At 52.5% G+C, this 18,038-nt stretch carries 10 protein-coding genes, 1 tRNA gene and 1 other annotated feature; of the genes, 4 read left to right on the top strand and 7 right to left on the bottom strand.

Going from position 1 to position 18,038, the window contains the following annotated elements:
* Positions 1-76: 76 nt before the first annotated feature.
* On the bottom strand, positions 77-1,921 hold the full coding sequence (gene asnB, locus PRIO_RS27075) for an asparagine synthase (glutamine-hydrolyzing) (protein ID WP_020426299.1): 1,845 nt from the start codon (positions 1,919-1,921) through the stop codon (positions 77-79).
* 143 nt (positions 1,922-2,064) lie between these two features.
* On the opposite strand from asnB, the gene PRIO_RS27070 reads away from it, so the two are divergent.
* From PRIO_RS27070 to PRIO_RS37535, 3 genes are all read left to right on the top strand, one after another.
* The gene (locus PRIO_RS27070) at positions 2,065-2,421 is read left to right on the top strand and encodes a hypothetical protein (RefSeq protein ID WP_020426300.1); all 357 of its coding nucleotides are present in this window, start codon (positions 2,065-2,067) and stop codon (positions 2,419-2,421) included.
* A gap of 226 nt (positions 2,422-2,647) precedes the next feature.
* Positions 2,648-2,721, top strand: a tRNA-Arg gene (locus PRIO_RS27065).
* A 229-nt stretch (positions 2,722-2,950) separates the two neighbouring features.
* On the top strand, positions 2,951-3,043 hold the full coding sequence (locus PRIO_RS37535; RefSeq protein WP_407944471.1) for a putative holin-like toxin: 93 nt from the start codon (positions 2,951-2,953) through the stop codon (positions 3,041-3,043).
* An 87-nt stretch (positions 3,044-3,130) separates the two neighbouring features.
* On the opposite strand, the gene ltrA is transcribed toward PRIO_RS37535, so the two are convergent.
* The 3 genes from ltrA to PRIO_RS27050 all read right to left on the bottom strand — a co-directional run bounded on the left by ltrA (position 3,131) and on the right by PRIO_RS27050 (position 8,626).
* Entirely contained in the window at positions 3,131-4,927 is a 1,797-nt protein-coding gene (gene ltrA / locus PRIO_RS27060; protein WP_046505559.1) for a group II intron reverse transcriptase/maturase, read from the bottom strand.
* 1,006 nt (positions 4,928-5,933) lie between these two features.
* Complete coding sequence (locus tag PRIO_RS27055; RefSeq protein ID WP_020427179.1) at positions 5,934-7,796, bottom strand: arginine--tRNA ligase; 1,863 nt, start codon at positions 7,794-7,796, stop codon at positions 5,934-5,936.
* A gap of 74 nt (positions 7,797-7,870) precedes the next feature.
* Positions 7,871-8,091: a binding site (T-box leader), on the bottom strand.
* A 226-nt stretch (positions 8,092-8,317) separates the two neighbouring features.
* The gene (locus PRIO_RS27050) at positions 8,318-8,626 is read right to left on the bottom strand and encodes a hypothetical protein (RefSeq protein WP_020427181.1); all 309 of its coding nucleotides are present in this window, start codon (positions 8,624-8,626) and stop codon (positions 8,318-8,320) included.
* Between the two features lie 197 nt (positions 8,627-8,823).
* Between PRIO_RS27050 and PRIO_RS27045 the strand changes: the two genes are divergently transcribed.
* Positions 8,824-9,183, top strand: a complete 360-nt coding sequence (locus PRIO_RS27045; RefSeq protein ID WP_020427182.1) for a hypothetical protein — start codon at positions 8,824-8,826, stop codon at positions 9,181-9,183.
* Between the two features lie 169 nt (positions 9,184-9,352).
* On the opposite strand, the gene PRIO_RS27040 is transcribed toward PRIO_RS27045, so the two are convergent.
* The 3 genes from PRIO_RS27040 to PRIO_RS27030 form a co-directional block, all read right to left on the bottom strand.
* A complete protein-coding gene (locus tag PRIO_RS27040) occupies positions 9,353-12,706 on the bottom strand; it encodes a DEAD/DEAH box helicase (RefSeq protein WP_020427183.1) in 3,354 nt (1,117 codons plus the stop codon).
* 164 nt (positions 12,707-12,870) lie between these two features.
* Positions 12,871-16,890, bottom strand: a complete 4,020-nt coding sequence (locus PRIO_RS35135; RefSeq protein ID WP_020427184.1) for a cadherin-like beta sandwich domain-containing protein — start codon at positions 16,888-16,890, stop codon at positions 12,871-12,873.
* Between the two features lie 190 nt (positions 16,891-17,080).
* Positions 17,081-17,776: a TetR/AcrR family transcriptional regulator gene (locus tag PRIO_RS27030; protein WP_046505555.1), complete on the bottom strand. Its 696-nt coding sequence runs from the start codon at positions 17,774-17,776 to the stop codon at positions 17,081-17,083.
* Between the last annotated feature and the right edge of the window lie 262 nt (positions 17,777-18,038).

The following is an 18,038-nucleotide window of genomic DNA, read 5'->3' as shown; positions in this document are numbered from 1 at the left end:
TCGCGTGACCTGTTCTTTGGCTTGAGTTTTTTAGGAGTAAAGGGCAGGTAGTAGCAGGAATCTGCCCAGCGCTATTTTACCCGATTGAAACGTTATATTTGCGCAGCCATAGGTTAACTTGGGCCAGGTAAGCAAACAGCTGCGGGCCGGACATCAGCTGACCGAACCAGGGCAGATTGCTGGACGATTCCGGGGATGCGGCGATCTCACGGATTTTGGCGGCGTCTATTAATGGAAGAATCGGCGACGATGAATCATCCAGGATGTTAAGCATCTGTGTCCGTACTGCGTTTAAGTAGGCTGGATTATGCGTTTTGGGGTACGGGCTTTTTTTGCGGTAGAGCACATCGTCCGGCAGAATGCCTTCCAGCGCTTTGCGGAGGATGCCTTTTTCCCGGTTGCCTACGGTTTTAATTTCCCAGGGAATGTTGAAGACATATTGCACCAGCCGGTGGTCGCAGTAAGGCACGCGGACCTCCAGGCCAACCCCCATGCTCATCCGGTCTTTGCGGTCCAGCAGGGTAGGCATAAACCGGGTAATGTTCAGGTAGGACATCACGCGCATTTGCGCCTGTTTGCCGGTCTCGCCGTCAAGCTTTGGCACCTCTGCTACCGCGTCGCTGTACCGGTCACCCAAATACTCCAGCGGGCGAATCCATTCCCGGATTTCCGGGGACAGCAGCTCTGCGCGCATTTTGGGAGCGACTGACCAGGGGAAGGTGCCGGAAGACAGCATTTCCTCACGGTGGAACCAGGGATATCCGCCAAAAATCTCATCAGCCGCTTCACCGGAAATAGCGACCGTGGCGTTCTTTTTGATCTCCCGGCAAAACAAATACAGCGAAGAATCCACATCGGTCATCCCCGGCAAATCGCGGGAGTAGAGGGCGTTATCCAGCGCCGTTACCAGCTCGGGGGTATCGAACGCCACATAATGGTGATTCGTCTTCAGCTCATCGACCATCCGCTTAATCCAGGGGCCGTCTGCGCCGGGCTGGAAGGAATGGCTTTTGAAATGTTTGTCGTTATCGATATAATCGACGGAATAGGTGTTGACCTGGCCCTGGCCGGTACGGTTGTAATAGTCCACGGCGAGTGCGGTCAGCGCGCTGGAATCCAGGCCCCCGGAGAGCAGCGAGCAGACCGGAACATCCGACACCAGCTGGCGCTCCAGTGTATCCTGCAGCAGGTCCCGGACCTTGGCCGCCGTTTCATCCACGTTGTCGGTGTGATTGTAGCTCTCCAGCTCCCAATAAGCATACTTGCGGATTCCATTCCGGCTATAAATCATGGCATGACCTGGACGAAGCTCGAATATATCTTTATATACCCCATGTCCCGGTGTACGGGCCGGACCGATGATGAAAACTTCCGCCAGGCCTTCCGGTCCGACATTCGGCTTCACCTTGGGATGCTGCAGCAGCGCTTTGGGCTCAGAGCCAAAGACAAATACGTCGTCCACCTGGCTGTAGAACAGCGGCTTCACGCCAAGACGGTCCCGTGCCAAAAACACCTGATCGCGCAAGCTGTCCCAGACGGCAAACGCAAAAATGCCGTTCAGCTTTTCCGTACAATCCGGTCCCCATTCGATATAGGCATGGAGCAGAACCTCCGTATCGCATTCCGTGAGAAAATAATGCCCGCGCTGCTGGAGTTCAACTTTGAGCTCAGGGGCATTATATAATTCACCGTTATACACAATTGCGTACACCTTGTCGTCATGGCGGGCGATCATCGGCTGTGCCCCGTTCTCAGGATCGATGACGCTAAGTCTCCGGTGTCCGAAGGCGCAGGGGCCGGAGATCCACGTTCCAGCCGCATCCGGTCCGCGGGTCTCCAGGGTTTCAGTCATTTTTACGAGCAGTTGCGAGTGCTGTGTGAGGTCGCCGCGCCACTGGATAAATCCGGTTATTCCGCACATGATGCTTCATCCTCTCTTTTGTGCGATTGTTGTCCTTTCTTTTTTGCCAAGTAATACAGATATATGCCGAAGGAAGGCATAAAATGTATGTCCTTATCCGAACACTAAGGGAGAGGGAAATTTGCCAGGAGGGATGATGACCAGTGTATTACATTAAAGACGCCAAAATCCGCAGAATGACCGAATTTGACGGGGCACCATGCGCAGAAGTTGGCGTATTGCCCGGGGCTGTAGGCGATTCCGCACTTTTGGTGTACATTGTTGAGGACCAGCGCGAGGAAGGTTATGAAATTGTGCGCATTCTGACGAATGATGCCGATACTGCCACAGACTGGTTTGACAACAATTTGCATGATGCGTTTCAGGATGTGACGGTCAGCGCGTTCACGGGAAGCGCCATTATGACTCCGGAGGACGAACGTTCGAAGTTCCAGCAGGAGCTGCTCATTTTTGGAGATTTGAAAAAACAGCTGGAGGCGCATTTTCATAAGCTGCCCTAACGGGCAGGTTAATGAACGGCAGGAGCGCTGCCGGATCTGCCCCGGCGGCGGAAGCTGGAGGAAGGGGGGCCTGGACTTCCTCTGCTTCCGCTCCGGGGGCAGAAATGCCGGAGTGGGGCGGACAGGCAAATTTTTGAGCAGCCCCTTGAAAAATTTGCCGAATACGTTATAATAAATAACGTTGCATTAATACATATGCTTTATGAGTCTTCTATTTTTCACATGTGTCCCGGTAGCTCAGCTGGATAGAGCATGCGCCTTCTAAGCGCACGGTCAGGGGTTCGAATCCCTTCCGGGACGTCACAAAACAGCCTTCCTTCGGGAAGGCTGTTTGTGCGTCCGGAGGATGAGAACACCTGAAAGGGGGGCGTTGGAGCATAGGCATCGGGAGGAATACTTCGCAATGTGAGTTGATTGGAAGCAGAATGTACATATGGTACATCTATCCATGCGGCTTAAAGCCATGATATAATAACTGGACAATAGAAGGCTTGCAAGGGCGGCTGGCTAATCTCCCGGAGGGGAGGTGATGCCTGTGGAAGTATACCAAGCATTGACGCTAATGATTTCATTTGCGACTCTGGTTGTGTTAATCCTGTCTTTCCACAATAGGAATAGGTAAGGCTTTGATGTGATCGCTACCTTTTCCCCTCCTCCACACCGTACGTGCGACTTTCACCGCATACGGCGTTCCATCTTCTTATAATTGTTAATCAATAAGTTCCAAATTACACCTTTTGCGGTACTGGTTTATCGTCATGATCATTTTGTCGGTTAAGTTCAGACGTTTACGTAGTTCCATGATCGTATGTTTTGCGGAGGCATGGATTAATTTATGGACATCTCTATGGAGGATGCGAAGGTTTTTAAACTGGTCGTTTCCTTTTAAATGGGTCGGCAGATAATGATGACAATGTACATTTTCTGCGTGCAAAAACAAACCTGTTATCTCGCATTTGCCCATTTTCATGCTGTATCTGCTAAGACGATTGTCCATATACTCAAGACTACGATCAGGTAGTCTGGACTTCATAAGCTTTGCTACTTCCCATTGAATGTCCGGTTTCATTCTTTCGATTATCAACTTTCGCCCTTCTTCTGTAAATGGGGTTATGCTCTGATTAATATTCATTGCAATATTCATCTTAACATTGGCCAAGGGGAAGAGATAAACATTGGCGATTTTGAATGTTTTGTAGTTAGAGCTATAAAATTTGTGGTAAACCGGTGGTGGGTTGCTGGGATGCTCATATTTGCCGACTTGTTTCAGACGATTGTAGAAGAACACGCGCAGTTCTCGGGCAAGACGGGAGAATTCGAGACTTACATGTGTCGCTCGGTTAAAGTAATTATGTAGAGCTAAGACATAGCTGTTGAACAGAAGGGCGTTTTGAGCGGTAGGCGATTGGCGGATCTTTCGAATCCGCTTCTTCGCTTCCTTCTTGATTTGCTGCTTCTTTTTGTTGTTGATCCCTGTGTGGGTGACTCGCTTATGCCCCTTTTTTGCGGCTCGGATCGTAAATCCGAGAAATTCGGAGCATCTCTTTCGAAGATTCAGAATCTGCGATTTTTCTGGCGAGATGTCCAATTTCAGACGCTCTTGAAGGTAGGATCTGACGGCATGGTACCACTTTTGGGCTGTCTTCCAATCTCGACACAAGATTTTGAAGTCATCAGCATATCGGACGATGTAGCCTTCTTTCAAATGGCTTTTCTTGAGGGCCATGTACTTATTATCATCTCTGTCATACTTGTGCGTGGTCGTAAAGTCCGCCCATTGTCCGGCAACCCATTGATCCAAGTCGTTTAGAACGATGTTGGAGAGCAAGGGAGACAGAATTCCCCCTTGCGGAGTTCCTTTGGTGGGTCTGCCTTCACCCTCAATTTCGGCTTTCAGCATTTTGCTGATAATCCGAAGAACCTTCCTGTCACGAATCCCCATGTTCCATAACTGTTTTATCAGTCTAGTGTGATTTACATTGTCGAAAAAGCCCTTGATGTCAATATCCACAATATAGTGGAGACGGTTAAAGTTGATTAAGTGCTGCACCCGTGCAATAGCGTGATGAGTAGCTCGCATAGGTCTAAAACCGTAGCTGTGTTTATAGAAGTGGGCTTCAGCAATGGGTTCAAGCACTTGTTTGAAACATTGCTGGACAATCCGATCTAAAATACAAGGTATGCCTAGAGGTCTTTGTTTGCCGTTTGGTTTCGGGATGAAAACACGTCTTACCTTTTTTGGTCTATAATTCAACAGCTTTTGTCTGATAAGATTTACAATTGCTTCATCAGTTTCGACTTTGATATCCTCAATGGTTTTGCCGTCTGTTCCGGCTGTGCGGGAACCTTTATTGGATTTGATGGTTCGATAAGCCAGGAGGATGTTTTCCCGAGATGTAACAATGTCGTTGAGTTTCGAGAATTTCCCCTTATTTTTGGCTCTTTCGTACAGCTCCGTGAAGGTTCCGGTCATGTTGTAGTAGTCCCAGTATCGTAGTGCCGACATTGTGGTATCCCCCTCTCTCTTTTTTTTTTTTTTTTTTAGAGAGAAAGATATTCCCCACATTCTTACCCGATCTTTGCCGTTCATTTTGGAAAATTGAATTCGTTTTCAAGAAGACTCGGGGCTGTTCCTTCATGCCCATTACAGGCATTTCATTGGTTGTTCCCCTACTCTCACAAGGATAAGTGCATTTCGGCGTATGCCTTATAGCAGCCGTCTAAGTTGACAGACTTTGTTCCGACGTTCCTTGCTTTCCTTGTTCCTTGTGCCCTAGCTATACATTCAAGCCTTAGGTGCTGCCTTTGAGCCTGTGGAGGGATACCGCCGTTGTCCGGTATAGCGAGGTTCCTATCTTCTATATCGTACTTTTCGCCGTCCACCTAGCCTACGCTAGCCCATTGGTTTCCCGATGGTCCTACTCTAGACCCGTACATTCGGCAGTTCGTCAGTCCGGTGGGACATTCTCACCATAGCCTGTTTTTCAGCCGTCCGGCATATCAGTTGGCATACCTTCTCGACCGAGTGGCTCCAGCTTTCCTTCTGCCGCCTTCACCTGGCTTCATACTCTATACGCTGTCCGGATAGAGCATGCAGGAGTATTATCGAGACCGTTTCGGGATACATGGTTCCATCATTCCGATCTTCGGATACAAAGTTAAATGCTTTCGCATTCTTGCTTTTCCTGCCGCAAGACAGTTATAGCAAAACAAGTCGCACAAAAGAAATAGGCCGCCCTCTGTCCAGGATTGCGGCCTATTTCTGTGGGTAGTACCTGTCTGAGCCTCCGCCCTTAAAAGCGGCTATTGCAAGGGAGTCGTGTTAGCCGCACGACTCTTTTTGCATTGTACGGCTTTTCTGACTCAAATATACCACATTTTATTTAATAAAGTAAAAATAAAAGTATTTATGCAAGCATCAATATAAGTACTTATGCAAGCATTAATAGTTCTACCTCAAGAGACAGGTTGTGCATCTGCTTCTGTATCGCTTTACAAGTGAGAAGAACAAGCTACATCCGCTCCGGCTTCGGCAGTCCGAGCAGCTCCAAGACCTCGCCGAGAGTGCTCTGGAAGCGCAAGGTGAGCCAGAGGCGGAAGCGGATGGAACTCTCCTCTCCCTTGAGAATCGGACAGGAGGAATAAAAGTTATTGAACAGCGATGCCAGGGTATGAGCGTAGCTGCAAATGGTATTTGGCGTCAGTTCGCGGCCCGCCGTGTATAGGGTATCCTCCCAGGTGCTCAGCTGTCTCAATAGAGCCAGCTCGGCGGTGTCCAGCTGTGCCGGGAACCGGGGGACTGCTGTTAGCTCGGCCGGGTCCTCCGCTTTGCTGAGCACACGGCCGGCACGCGCGTAGGTGTACATCAGATAGACCCCGGTATTGCCGGAAATCTCTGTAGCCTGCTTGAAGTCGAACACAATCTCCGTGCCCAGATTGAAACGCAGCAGGTAGTAACGGATTGCGGCGGTGGCGATGAGCCGGCTGGAGAGGCCGGTAACGTCGGAGCGGGCGGCTTCGATGCTGCTTTCCATAAGCTGGACGAGATCCGCCACCTTGACGCCGATCCCCTGACGGCCGGACATGGCGTAGGAGCTTTTGCCATCCGAGGTATCAATGCCAAGCCCGGCAGCAGAAGCCGGACTGAGTGAAACTACACCATAGCTGACATGATGCAGCTTCTCTGCCTGCGCAGTGAAACCAAGGACCTCCAATGCCTGCTTTACCATGGCCTGCGGATACTCCTGCCGGTAATCGATGACATTGACCACTCTGTCAGCCTTACCGAAGGATTTCGGTGCTCCGGTCAACCCGGTGGTCCACAGGCCTGCGTTAAATTCGCTGTAGGTGAAATCTTTATCCAGCAGTCCGAATTTCCAGAGATGATAGGCGATATCCTTAGCAGTGTAGGTCAAAATCCCGTTCGAACGCACCAGCACCTTGTCCTTCTGATGATCCTCCGAGCCGTTCTCCATCCCTTCAGCCGCCGGTTGTTTTAGTATCCAGCAGCCTGCCAGCTTGCCTTCCGTCTCCTGGACAAACATGTCGGTCTCTTTAAGCAGACCGGAAGCAGAGGACCAGAATCCCGCTTGTACAATACTGCTCTCCCAGACCAGCAGATCGTACTCTATGCCGAAGCTTCTCATTTCCGCGACATGCTCTCTAACGATCCGTTCAGCGGCGAGCTGGCCGAGCCAGGCTGTATTGCCGTGCCCCTCCTCAAGTTCATGGAGAATTTCTGTCCGTTGACGGATCATCTCAGGCTGCTCGGCATATTTCTTGTTAACCGCGGCATAAATATCCCAGCAGTAATCCCCGAAGCGGACATGCTCCCCGGCCAGCGGTACACGAAGCAGGCCGACCACCGTATCCGCCAGCTGGTTGCCGAGATCATCCACATAATTGTGGACTTCAACGTTGTGCCCTGTTTTCCGCAAAATCCGTACAAGCGCATCCCCAATGCAGGAGTTTCTCAGATGCCCGATATGAAGCGATTTGTTTGGGTTCACGCTTGTATGCTCGATGATGACTTTTTCCCCGCTGCCCGGAGGCAGCTTAAAGGTCTGTCCGGCCCATTCCTGCCAATTGATGTACAGATTGATGAACCCCGGATTGGCAATTTCGATCCGCTGCACAATCCCGCCTGCAGCTCCTATCCGCTGAAATTCTGCGGTGATCAGCCCGGCGACGGCCATGGGGGTTTTGCGCAGTTTTTTGGCCAATTGCATTGCGATATTACTGGAGTAATCACCGAAATCGGCATTCGGGGGCTGCTCCAATAAGACTGTAGCGGGTTCTGCAGAGGCCTCGCCGAGGCTGTTGATTACGTTAGCTGCACATTGTTCCAGCTGGTTTTTGATCCATTGGCTTAACATTGTATACTCCTCCTTAAAAATACAGCACAGCCGCCCATACAAGCGTCCCGGTAAACACAAAAAACCCCGTCTCTAAAAGAGACGAGGACATAAGCGCTCGCGGTACCACTCTCGTTGCCGAACACAGGGTTCGGCCACCTCACAGGTTAACGGCCTTCAGCCGGGGCTTCCTACTGTCAGTTCAGAAGTCCATCTCCCGGGTGCGCTTCATGACTGGATCTGTACCGGCTCACACTCTCCCGGCTCGCTGGGGACTAGGGTCCAAGGTCACTACTTTCCCGTTCATCGAATGTAGATTGATTTTTATTAGTATAGCGAATTTTTGGCAGAAAGCAATAGGGTTGTTGCAGATTAACCGATTAATCTGCGGTTGGCGCACCCGTCAGATTCTTAATGTCTGTCGAACCGTAAATCAGCAGGGCAATTACAATTACGAGCAGAATCCCCCCGGCAAATTCCTCTCCGTCAAAGCTGTCCATCTGTCAACGCGCCTCCCTTTTCATTTGTTTTCTCCCGGGCTTTTAGGAACTGTCGGCTTTTTTCTTCAGGGCGGTCATGATTTCGTTCAAGGTCAGGTTGCTGTTCTCGTCGAGAAAGCTGACCAGTTTATCCACGTTGCTGTTTGAATTTAAATCGCTCAAAGATTTATATTTACCAACCAAACTGACGAAGAGGGAAGCGTCTCTGTACATTTGGACAGAATCGACTCTTAGCTTGCCGGTTAACAGCAGAGCAGCTACTGTATACTCCAGACCTTTAGGGATTTGCGTTTTGGAATTGGCTGTTTTTTTTCTTGCACCAGTGTTCTTTCCTTTACCAGGAGGGGGCATGGTACTCCCTTCTTCCGTAAAACGATCTATGAATACACTTTATGCACCCCTGATGATATTGGTGATTGAAGCCTGTCTTCTGTCCACACCGTTAACAGTGCGCTCGAATATTAGTATAGTGTGCGATCAAGGTTCCACGAGCTAGAGTCTGAGCTTCATAGATTGGAAATGCAGGTGAAAAGGAGGAATGGGACAAGATGGCTATATTATCAACGGGACCGATAGAAAACAATGCGGTGCTCGGGGTCAGACCCACACAGCTGTTGACGGTAAAAGTGTTATGCCGGAATACAGTGGATGCTGTCTCCGTGACGATTCAGGGTTATGTGCTTGACGCGACAAGAACGCTGTATGTCAATGAAGTGCTTCATATCGCCCCTAATGAAGTAGTGACCAGGAATTATTTTGCTGATTTGGACGGCTTTGAATTTATATTTGCAACCGGTCCTGCAGCGGCGGAAGCCGTAGGCATCTCATTGTGGGGCAAACAATCATCCGGTCAGCTGGTGGATGCGCACCGGGTAGTCGAGCACGAGAACACTAGTCAGGATGCATAACTATAGGAAAAGCGGCTTTTTGCTTTCACAGATCAAATAGTAACAGGGATCTCTCTGGACTTAGGCTAAGGAGATCCCTGTTCTTTGTGCTATTATAACGGCTGAGTTGTCCAGTGAGGCCAAGGGGGTGAGTATATACTTTTGCTGTCCCTTGTCTATCTTCACAGGGTCAAATCATCAGAATCTCGCGGATATCCTGTTCGCTTAAGGCTGACAAGGCTTCCTGGCCCGGCTCTATAACTTCATCAATCAGGTTCTTTTTCTTCTGCTGCAGTTCGTACATCTTATCTTCTACCGTACCTTGGGCAATCAGCCGGATCACCTGGACCACCTTTTTTTGTCCAATCCGGTGTGCGCGGTCGGCAGCCTGCTGTTCAACGGCCGGATTCCACCACAGGTCATAGAGGATAACGGTGTCTGCTCCGGTCAGATTCAGCCCCGTTCCCCCGGCTTTGAGCGAGATCAGGAACAGGTCCCGCTCCCCTTCGTTGAACCGTCCGCAGAGCTCCACCCGTTTGAAGGAGGGGGTATGGCCATCCAGATAGAAATGCGGAACCGCCAGTAACCCGAGCTCGCGGCTGATCATGCCAAGCATCTCGGTGAATTGCGAGAAAATCAGCACCCGTTTGCCGGAGCTGCGGCATTCCCCGATGATCTCCAGCAATTGCTCGAATTTGCCGGAGCCTCCGGCATAGCCGTCAACAAAAAGCGCAGGATGGCAGCACAGCTGGCGCAGGCGGGTAAGCCCGGCGAGCACCTTAATCCGTCCTTTGCCGAAGCCGTCGCTGTCCAGATGCTTCAGCGCCTCCTTCCGCAGTCTGGCAAGATAGGCAACGTACAGCTTCTTCTGTTCCGGCAGCAGCTCAGAGGCCTGAAGAGTTTCAATCTTATCCGGCAGCTCTTTGAGCACATCGCTTTTCAGGCGGCGCAGCAGAAACGGCCGGATCCGCTTGGCCACGGTTTCTCTGGGCAGATCGTGGAAGGCTTTTTTGCCCGGGAACAGTCCGGGGAATACGACGCCGTAAATCGACCAAAGATCCTCCAGCGCATTTTCCACCGGCGTGCCGGTAAGGGCGAAGCGGTAGCGTGCCTGGAGTGCTTTTACCGCCTGCGCGGTCTGGGTAGCATGGTTCTTGATCATCTGCGCTTCGTCCAGAATGAGGGTATGGAAAGAACGTTTGACATACAGCTCCACATCCCGGCGCAGCAGCGGATAGGAGGTAATGAGGACATCACAGCCTGCGGCATTCCGCACGGTTTTGCTGCGCACAGCCAGGTTTCCGTCTACGATAGCTGCACTGATCTGCGGCGCGAAGCGCTTCAGCTCGTTCTGCCAATTGTAGAGCAGGGAGGCGGGGGCAACAATTAACGCAGGTTGTCCGGTCTGGCGGATATCCTCCAGCTCGGAGAGCAAAAAGGCGATGCTTTGCAGCGTTTTGCCCAGCCCCATATCGTCTGCCAGGATGCCGCCGAAGCGGTAATGGGCCAGGGTTTTCATCCACTGGAAGCCATACTGCTGGTAATCCCGCAGCACGGGGGCGAGTGTCTCCGGCACGGGAAAATCCAGATTCTCCGGACTATGCATATTGGCCAGCAGCCGGCGGAAGGAACGGCCAATGCTGACAGCATCGGTCCCCCCTTTGCCAGCTTCAGCGTTCATATGCAGTCCCCTGACCAAAGGCAGGGAGAATTCCGGGCTTTTGATATCCGCAGCATGGACCCCCAGCTCGTTCATCAGAGCGATGATTTCCTGAAGCTCGGCGGTTTCCAGCGGCAGCAGCGCTCCATCCGGCAGGCGGTAGTATTTGCGCTTTTCCTGCAGGGACTTCAGCACCAGCACAATTTCTGACTCCGGAATGCCGTCCATGGCAAATTTGAAATCAAGCCAGTCGGTTTTTTCATTCCAGGTTAAGCTGGCTTTGGGGGTATACATGCCGGTTACCAGCCTCTCCTTGACGGCAGTGGTGGCATAGACCTGCAGCAAAGGCTCCAGCAATGGAATCGTATGATACAGGAAGTCGTATTCCCCTTCTTCATCGCTCATGATATAGCCGCTTTCCGTTCTGGCAAAAGATTCATGCGCCATCAGCTCCAGAATCCGCCGCTCGGCTTCACCGTCCCGCATCAGAATGACTTCGTGCCCGCGTTCACGCGCCTGCTCGTCCAGCGGATTGATCACAATGGTCCCATACTGGAATTCCAGTCCGGCCAGCAGCCGGTCCCTTACCCGGTCCAGATAGAGCCGGGCTTGCAGCTGCGTCTGCACAATCCGGTCAGCGATTGAATCGGCGATATGAACCTGTCCCAGCTTTTTGAGGCCGGGAATCACCTTATCCATAAAAGGCTCCATCTGACCCGGCGCGATATCGATCCCGCTGGTTCTGGATTTGGCCAGCATCTTCTTCAGCTCCGAGAGACGCCTGCATTCCTGTACCGGCAGCTTCATCAGCCTGCCTTCAGACAGCACGAGCCCGTAATCCTCCATGACCGTAATCTGCGCCAGCCCCTGAATGTCCAGGTGGTAGCCGTCACTATCAGCCTGATCAAACTGGAAACTCAGCGGCAGCAGCTCGTCGGCAATCTGAATGCCTGGGGTGAGCGTGTCGCCAATCTGCAAATAGACAGAAGGGGATGCGGCGAGCGCAGGGAGAAGAGATTCCCAGAAAAAAGGCGGAATGGCCAGCAGCCGCTCCCCGCCCAGGTTTATTGAATATGACGAGTAGGGGCCGATGTTGTCACGGTACACCCGTTCGTTCAGAAGAATCTCAATCAGCTTCAGCAGCACCGCATTATCTTCCTTCGTGAAGCTGTGGAGGGCAGGATCATAGACGAAATGCTTGGAGAATTCAAAGGGCTCCCCACGGTGGACACGTTCCAGGAACGCTCTTATTTTCTGGACGATGTAGAGGCGTTTCGGGCCAACCTTCAGTTCAATGCCGAGCAGCCGGCTGCCAAAGTTATAGGAAAAGGGTCTGCAGATGACTTCCACCTGCAGCGGCGTTCTTATGTCTACGTAAGCTCCTGCACCGCTGGGGCGTTGGCGCGGGTTCTCGAACAACCCCAGCATGCTGCTTACCAGATGGCGGCTGCTTGGACCGGCAGTGGCCCCAGACGTGTTCCTGTCCGGTAAATCGCGGGGGAACAGTACGCCCGTCTTTCCGGTAAAGACCTCAGGCTTGTTCCGGCCGGCAGTTGTCCCTTGTGCCGATAATGGCCCGTCTCCGTCTTCCTCGTACAGAATAGCCACCAGAACGGCGGCAATATGCTTGCAGAACGGTCCCCCGTTACGGTACGCCGGACAGGAGCATTTCCCGTTAACATCCCCGTCGCTGTCTATCGTAAGCGTGATATCGTAAGGTTCCCGCCCGTAGACGGTCGCCTGATATTTGGAATATTCCAATCCTTCATAATTTTCTACCGCAGCCAGCCGGACTTTTCCCGCTTCGTAATCCTCGGAGCCCCGTTCAAAAGCAGCCTTGCCGCACAGCAGCCGGATTACCCGTTCCGGCACATAAAAACTCAACGCTGATCACTTCCTTATACATTTCCTTAAGTCCTAAGTTCGTATAGTACCCATATTAGCAGAACATGCGTACGCCTACAAAGCGGGAATAAAAAAGCCACCTCCACACCGCATATCTGCGGATAGGGGATGGCTGAAGGCGGGGTGAGCAGGAAGAATCCTTATCAGATGAGTCCGGATTTCTGCAGCAGTCTTTGCAGCAAGACGGCCACTTCGGCTCTTGTCACATGCGACTGGGGAGCAAGCCCGGTTCCGCTGCGGCCGGTGATGAGCCCTGCCTGCAGGCTGGCCGCAATGCTGTCCAGCGCCCAGGCGGAAGCCTGATCCGCATCCGTAAATTTCTTCATAAGATCAGCGGGGGGGCTGCTGACTTCCGAAGCAAGTCCGGTAAGCTGCATCGCCTGTGCAAGCATAGTCACCGCCTGCTCCCGGGTGATGGCATCATCGGGCCGGAAGCTGCCGTCTTCGAAGCCCGTGATCAGCTGGTGGCGGGAGGCGGTTTGGACTGCGCTGCTGTACCAGTCAGAGCTGCTCACATCCGTGAATGGAGAAGTGCCGCCGGTGGCTTGCAGGCCAAGTCCACGTACCAGAACCGCCGCAAATTCGGCGCGGGTGATCCCGCGGTCGGGCAAGAAAAGTCCGTTCCCGCTTCCGTTTACAACCAATCTTGTCCCCAGGTCATCTACGGCAGCTTGTGCCCAATGTCCAGCCATATCCTTGAACTCCACAGGATGGGAGACAATAGCATAGGTGCTATTGGTTAGACTGCTGATGACCGCAGCATATTCCCCATTTTGCAATACAAATCTGGTGGGAACATGACGCACGGTTCCGTCCGGCTCCATCACAATACCGGTAGCACGGCTTGTATCGGTTCCGGCTGGGAGAGAAAAGCTCCGTTGCACATAAGCGCTGAAACCGGCCAGGCCGGAGGTTTGACTGCCGCTAACGATTTTTACCGAGAAATCGAGCGGCCCGGCAAGGAATGTGACCCCGCCTTCGGCCGCAGCGGTGCGGGCGGTGCCGGCCAGGCTTGCATCCGGAGCTGCAATTTCAATCTGAATGCGCACATCCGCTGCGGATGCGTTTGTTCCGGGCTGTCCGGCTGCCGTATCCCAACGGATTAACTGTAAGGGAATGGTATACGCGGCTTTGGGAGTATGGACGGATATAGCCGCCTGCTTTTGCTGTAAATGCTGGAGCAGCAGTCCGTTAAGCTCTACCGTCTGTACTTCCGAAAGGTTATTGAATTCAACCGAGATCTTGGCGCCGGGTTGATGTTCCGCCAATATCCGGTCGAGTTTGCCCTGGTCCAGTGTGACGATGGAGTGCCGTCTGTTATCGGCCAGTACCGTGGACATAGCGCCCAAATCTTCGATTTTGCCGTTCACATATGTCAATACTTCCGGGGCCGGGTCCTCTTTTGCCGGAGCCGCCGGGACCCTTGAAATCACCGGCGGTGCGGGTTCTGCAGGATATCCTTCACCACTGGCCGGTGCCATAGGAATTACCGCGTTGGAAGGACCAGATGCGGGACCCGTACCTGCTCCGTTTTTGGCTTTTACAGTAAAAGTATAGGCTGTTCCGTTCACCAACCCGGTTACTGTAACCGGGCTGGCAGAGGCCGTGGTAACACTGCCTCCGGGTGATGCTGTAATTTCATAGGAGGTAACAGAACTTCCGCCGTTGTCCGCAGGAGCCGCGAAGGCAACGGTCACTTGGCCGTCCCCCGCAGTAGTGCTGAGAATAGCCGGTGCGGCGGGAACCGTCCTTGGCGTGGCGCTGACTTCATTGGATAGAGCGCTGCCGCCGCCAGGATTAGCCGCTTTGACAGTAAAATAATACGTGGTTCCATTGATCAGGCCTGCTGCGTTATAGCTGTATACCGATCCGGCAACTGTACCTGCTGGTTGATCATAATTTCCCGGCACCGTACTTTGGTAGACGGTATATCCCGAGGCACCGGCTGCCGGTTCCCAGTTCAGGCTCACCGTTCCATTGCCGGGAACGGCGGTCTGCAGCACCGGTGCACCCGGCGCAGGAACCTGAGGGGTGGCGCTGACTTCGGCGGAGGCCGCGCTGTCGCCGCCTCCGTTCACGGCTTTGACGACGAAATAATAGGTCGTCCCGTTAGTCAGGCCTACAGCATCGTAGCTGTAGACCGCAGCGGCAACCGTACCGGCAGCGGCTCCGTACTCGCCGGAGGTTGTGCTTGTATAGACGTTATATCCGGTGGCTCCGCTCACCGGAGCCCATACCAGGTGCACCTGACCGTTGCCTGCGGTCACGGCCTGGACAACCGGCGCACCCGGCGCAGGAACCTGCGGTGTGGCGCTGACTTCGGCGGAGGCTGCGCTGTCGCCGCCTCCGTTCACGGCCTTGACGACGAAGTAATACGTCGTCCCGTTCGTGAGGCCGGCTGCCGAATAGCTATCGGCAGCCGCGCCCAGGGTCGCCAGTGCGGTTCCGTAGGTCCCCGGCACCGTACTGGCGAAGACCTTGTACCCGGTCGCCCCGCTGACCGGGGTCCAAGTGAGCGTAACCGCCGCATCTCCGGCGGTTGGCGCGGCCAGAACCGGCGGTGTCGTGTCCTTCACCGCCACCGTGAACAGTGGATGGCTGCCCGCATCCATGACCAGCTCAAATTCATGCTCGCCTACCGCCAGGGTGGACAAGTATTCCTTGTGAAGAGCTAAGGTGCTGCCGGACAAAGTATAGGCGGCATTGTCCAGAACTGCCGTCCCCAGCTTCAGGCCGGTCAGCAGGTTGCCGTTCAGGTTAAGCACGGTTGCAACATCATGGTAATGGCCTGCTGCTGTATTCAAGGCATATTTGTCAAAAGTGCCGGAGACAGGAGAGAGTGTGCTATCCTGTACTCTTTTAACCGTAAGATGGTATACGTTGGTATAGCCGGTGTCCTCGGCGGACACTTTTACATGAATGGTGTGGGTTCCGGCGGCCAGCGGCACAGTGGCGTCCTGCCCATTAGATACAGGTGCATAACTCCCGTTATTAACGCTGATCTGCACCGAACCCTTAGTATCCGCCAGCGTTGGCGTTACCGTCAGGCTGTCTGTGGTGATATCTGCCAGAGTATAAGTGAACACATGGCTGTCGAAGCTCTCATTCAGACCGCCCGGCAGGACAGCGAGCTGGGACAGGAACGCATTGTCGCTTTTCCGGTACACACTCAGGCTGTAGAGCTTCTCGGTGATTCCGTCCTGGGCGGTTACCTTAATCACAATAGTATTGTCTCCCGGGCTTAATGACAGGGGAGCACTAAGAGAGCCGCTGGGTATAGGATCGTAGCCGCCTTGGCTGTTTTGAATGCTTATTGCTGCTGTTGAGTCGGAAGCGGTAGGGGTTACGGCGATCGTGCCGGTGTCATAACCAACATCCTGTAAGGCATAACTCGTCACACCGGATTGAAAAGCAGAAGAGAGGCTATTCCCGGGGACCGACAAGGCGCTTAAATCGGCATTGGTTGAGGGCAAAGCACGGGTGACGGTAATCCTATAGGTTTGGGTGACTGAAGCGTTATATGATTTGACCGCGATATAAACCATATTGCTTCCCACATTAAGCGGGACAGAAGAAGAGATACCGCCTTGGGCACTGCTCCCGGCAATACTAACAGCAGCTGCAAGATCATTCGCTAATGCATTTACATCCAGACTGCTTGTTGTATAAGGAACGTTTAGGGTGTATGCGGTAGTTGAAGGGTTAAAGGCAGGACTGATGCTGCCCGAACTTACGCTCAAATCCCAAAGGTTTGCATCATTCGTCTGCGGATAATAGACTTGAACGGTGTAGATTTTGCTTGTGGAGTTATCGGATGAAGTAACTTTGAACTGAAAGGTATTGTTACCGCGCTGGGTTGGAAGATATCCGGTCGAGGCGTAGTTGCCAATGGGGGTCCAAGGGCCTCCATTCATCGAATAGGCCAGAGCCGCGTCTGCATTGGACGGAATGGCTGCAGTATAATAGCCGAGTTCCGAACTGCGCATATGTACTGTGTATTCTGTAATTTCCGGGGAAAATGCAGGCGAAAGGGCCCCGGCTCCCTGATAAAAGTATATCAGCGTAGCATCTGAATTCGATACATCCGCCTTGGCAATCCAAGGCAGAATGACTACCAGTAGGGACGTAGCAAGAAAAGCTGCTGCCAGTCTCATGATTCTCATTTAAAAACCCTCCATATGTATAATATTGAAATCCGCTATGATTTTTATCATTATAGCATAGAGGGATTTTGAGAGGATTATATTTTTACAGAATTTTCTGTGCAGGTACAGTTCTTATTCCTTTCATATTATAAAAGCAGCGGCAGTCCGCCTTCTCCCTTAGGAAAATGCAAAACTCCCGCTGCTCCCTTTACTCCTCCCGCCGCAGTGCCGGACCTGCAATTCCATGCAGCATAAAGTCTAGAGTCAGGTTGATTTCCGCTGCATCGTCCCAGTCCTTATCCGGCAGCAGCAGCAGCCGCGCCAGCAGATACCCGATTACAGAGGAGATGGTGAAGCGTATAATCGAAGGCGTGGGCGCATCGATAACCTCGCCCTTTGCTTTGAAATGTTCAGTGATCGCAGTTACCCGCTCCAGCACCTTGCCAATAACATTTTCAATGAATTGTTCCCGGAGCGCTGGCTGGAAGGGGATTTCCTGCACGAAGATCCTCAGAATTTTGAAGTTCTTCCGGGCGAATTCCAGACGGTTCACCATAAAGGCCCGCATGAACGCTTCATAGCTGTCAAAAGGAACATCCAGCACCCCGTCAAAATTGCGCAGCACGAAAGGCGCGATCATCTTGGTCATCGCCGGGCTGACGATCGACAGCAGCAGGTCCTTTTTGGTCTTGTAGTAGCGGAATATTGTACCTTCTGCCACTCCCGCCCTCTGGGCGATTTCACTGGTGGCGGCAGCAGCGTACCCCTTTTCGGAAAAAACCTCAATTCCCGCCTGGAGAATGGCCAGCTGTTTGGGCGTCATTTTTTCTTCTTCGCTGATGGCCAGCAGTTCGGAGATCCACTCCTCTTGCCCCTGCTGCCCATCCGCATTATTCTTCTCCATCTACTTGTCCTCCCAAATCTTTTCCTTCCTTGTATATAGAGTGAACTTAAGCTCTTTACATAAGGGACTTCGTCGGGACTCCGGAGAATGTTTGGACTTCCGGCCGCTGTTGTCTGCAGATTTCTTGATTGTTACCGCTGTTCGTGGTGGAAATCCGCAGATAAAGGCGGACGCTACCGCTCCTCCAGTTCCAAACTTCTCCTCCATCCCTCCTCCCTTTGTTACTTTTTCAAGTTCGCTTTATATAGTTTACCATAGGGTG

The sequence above is a fragment of the Paenibacillus riograndensis SBR5 genome, from assembly GCF_000981585.1.
GTDB classification, from domain to species: domain Bacteria; phylum Bacillota; class Bacilli; order Paenibacillales; family Paenibacillaceae; genus Paenibacillus_AQ; species Paenibacillus_AQ riograndensis.
Note: the sequence above shows the minus strand (reverse complement) of the source record. Positions and strands in the feature narration are given on the sequence as shown.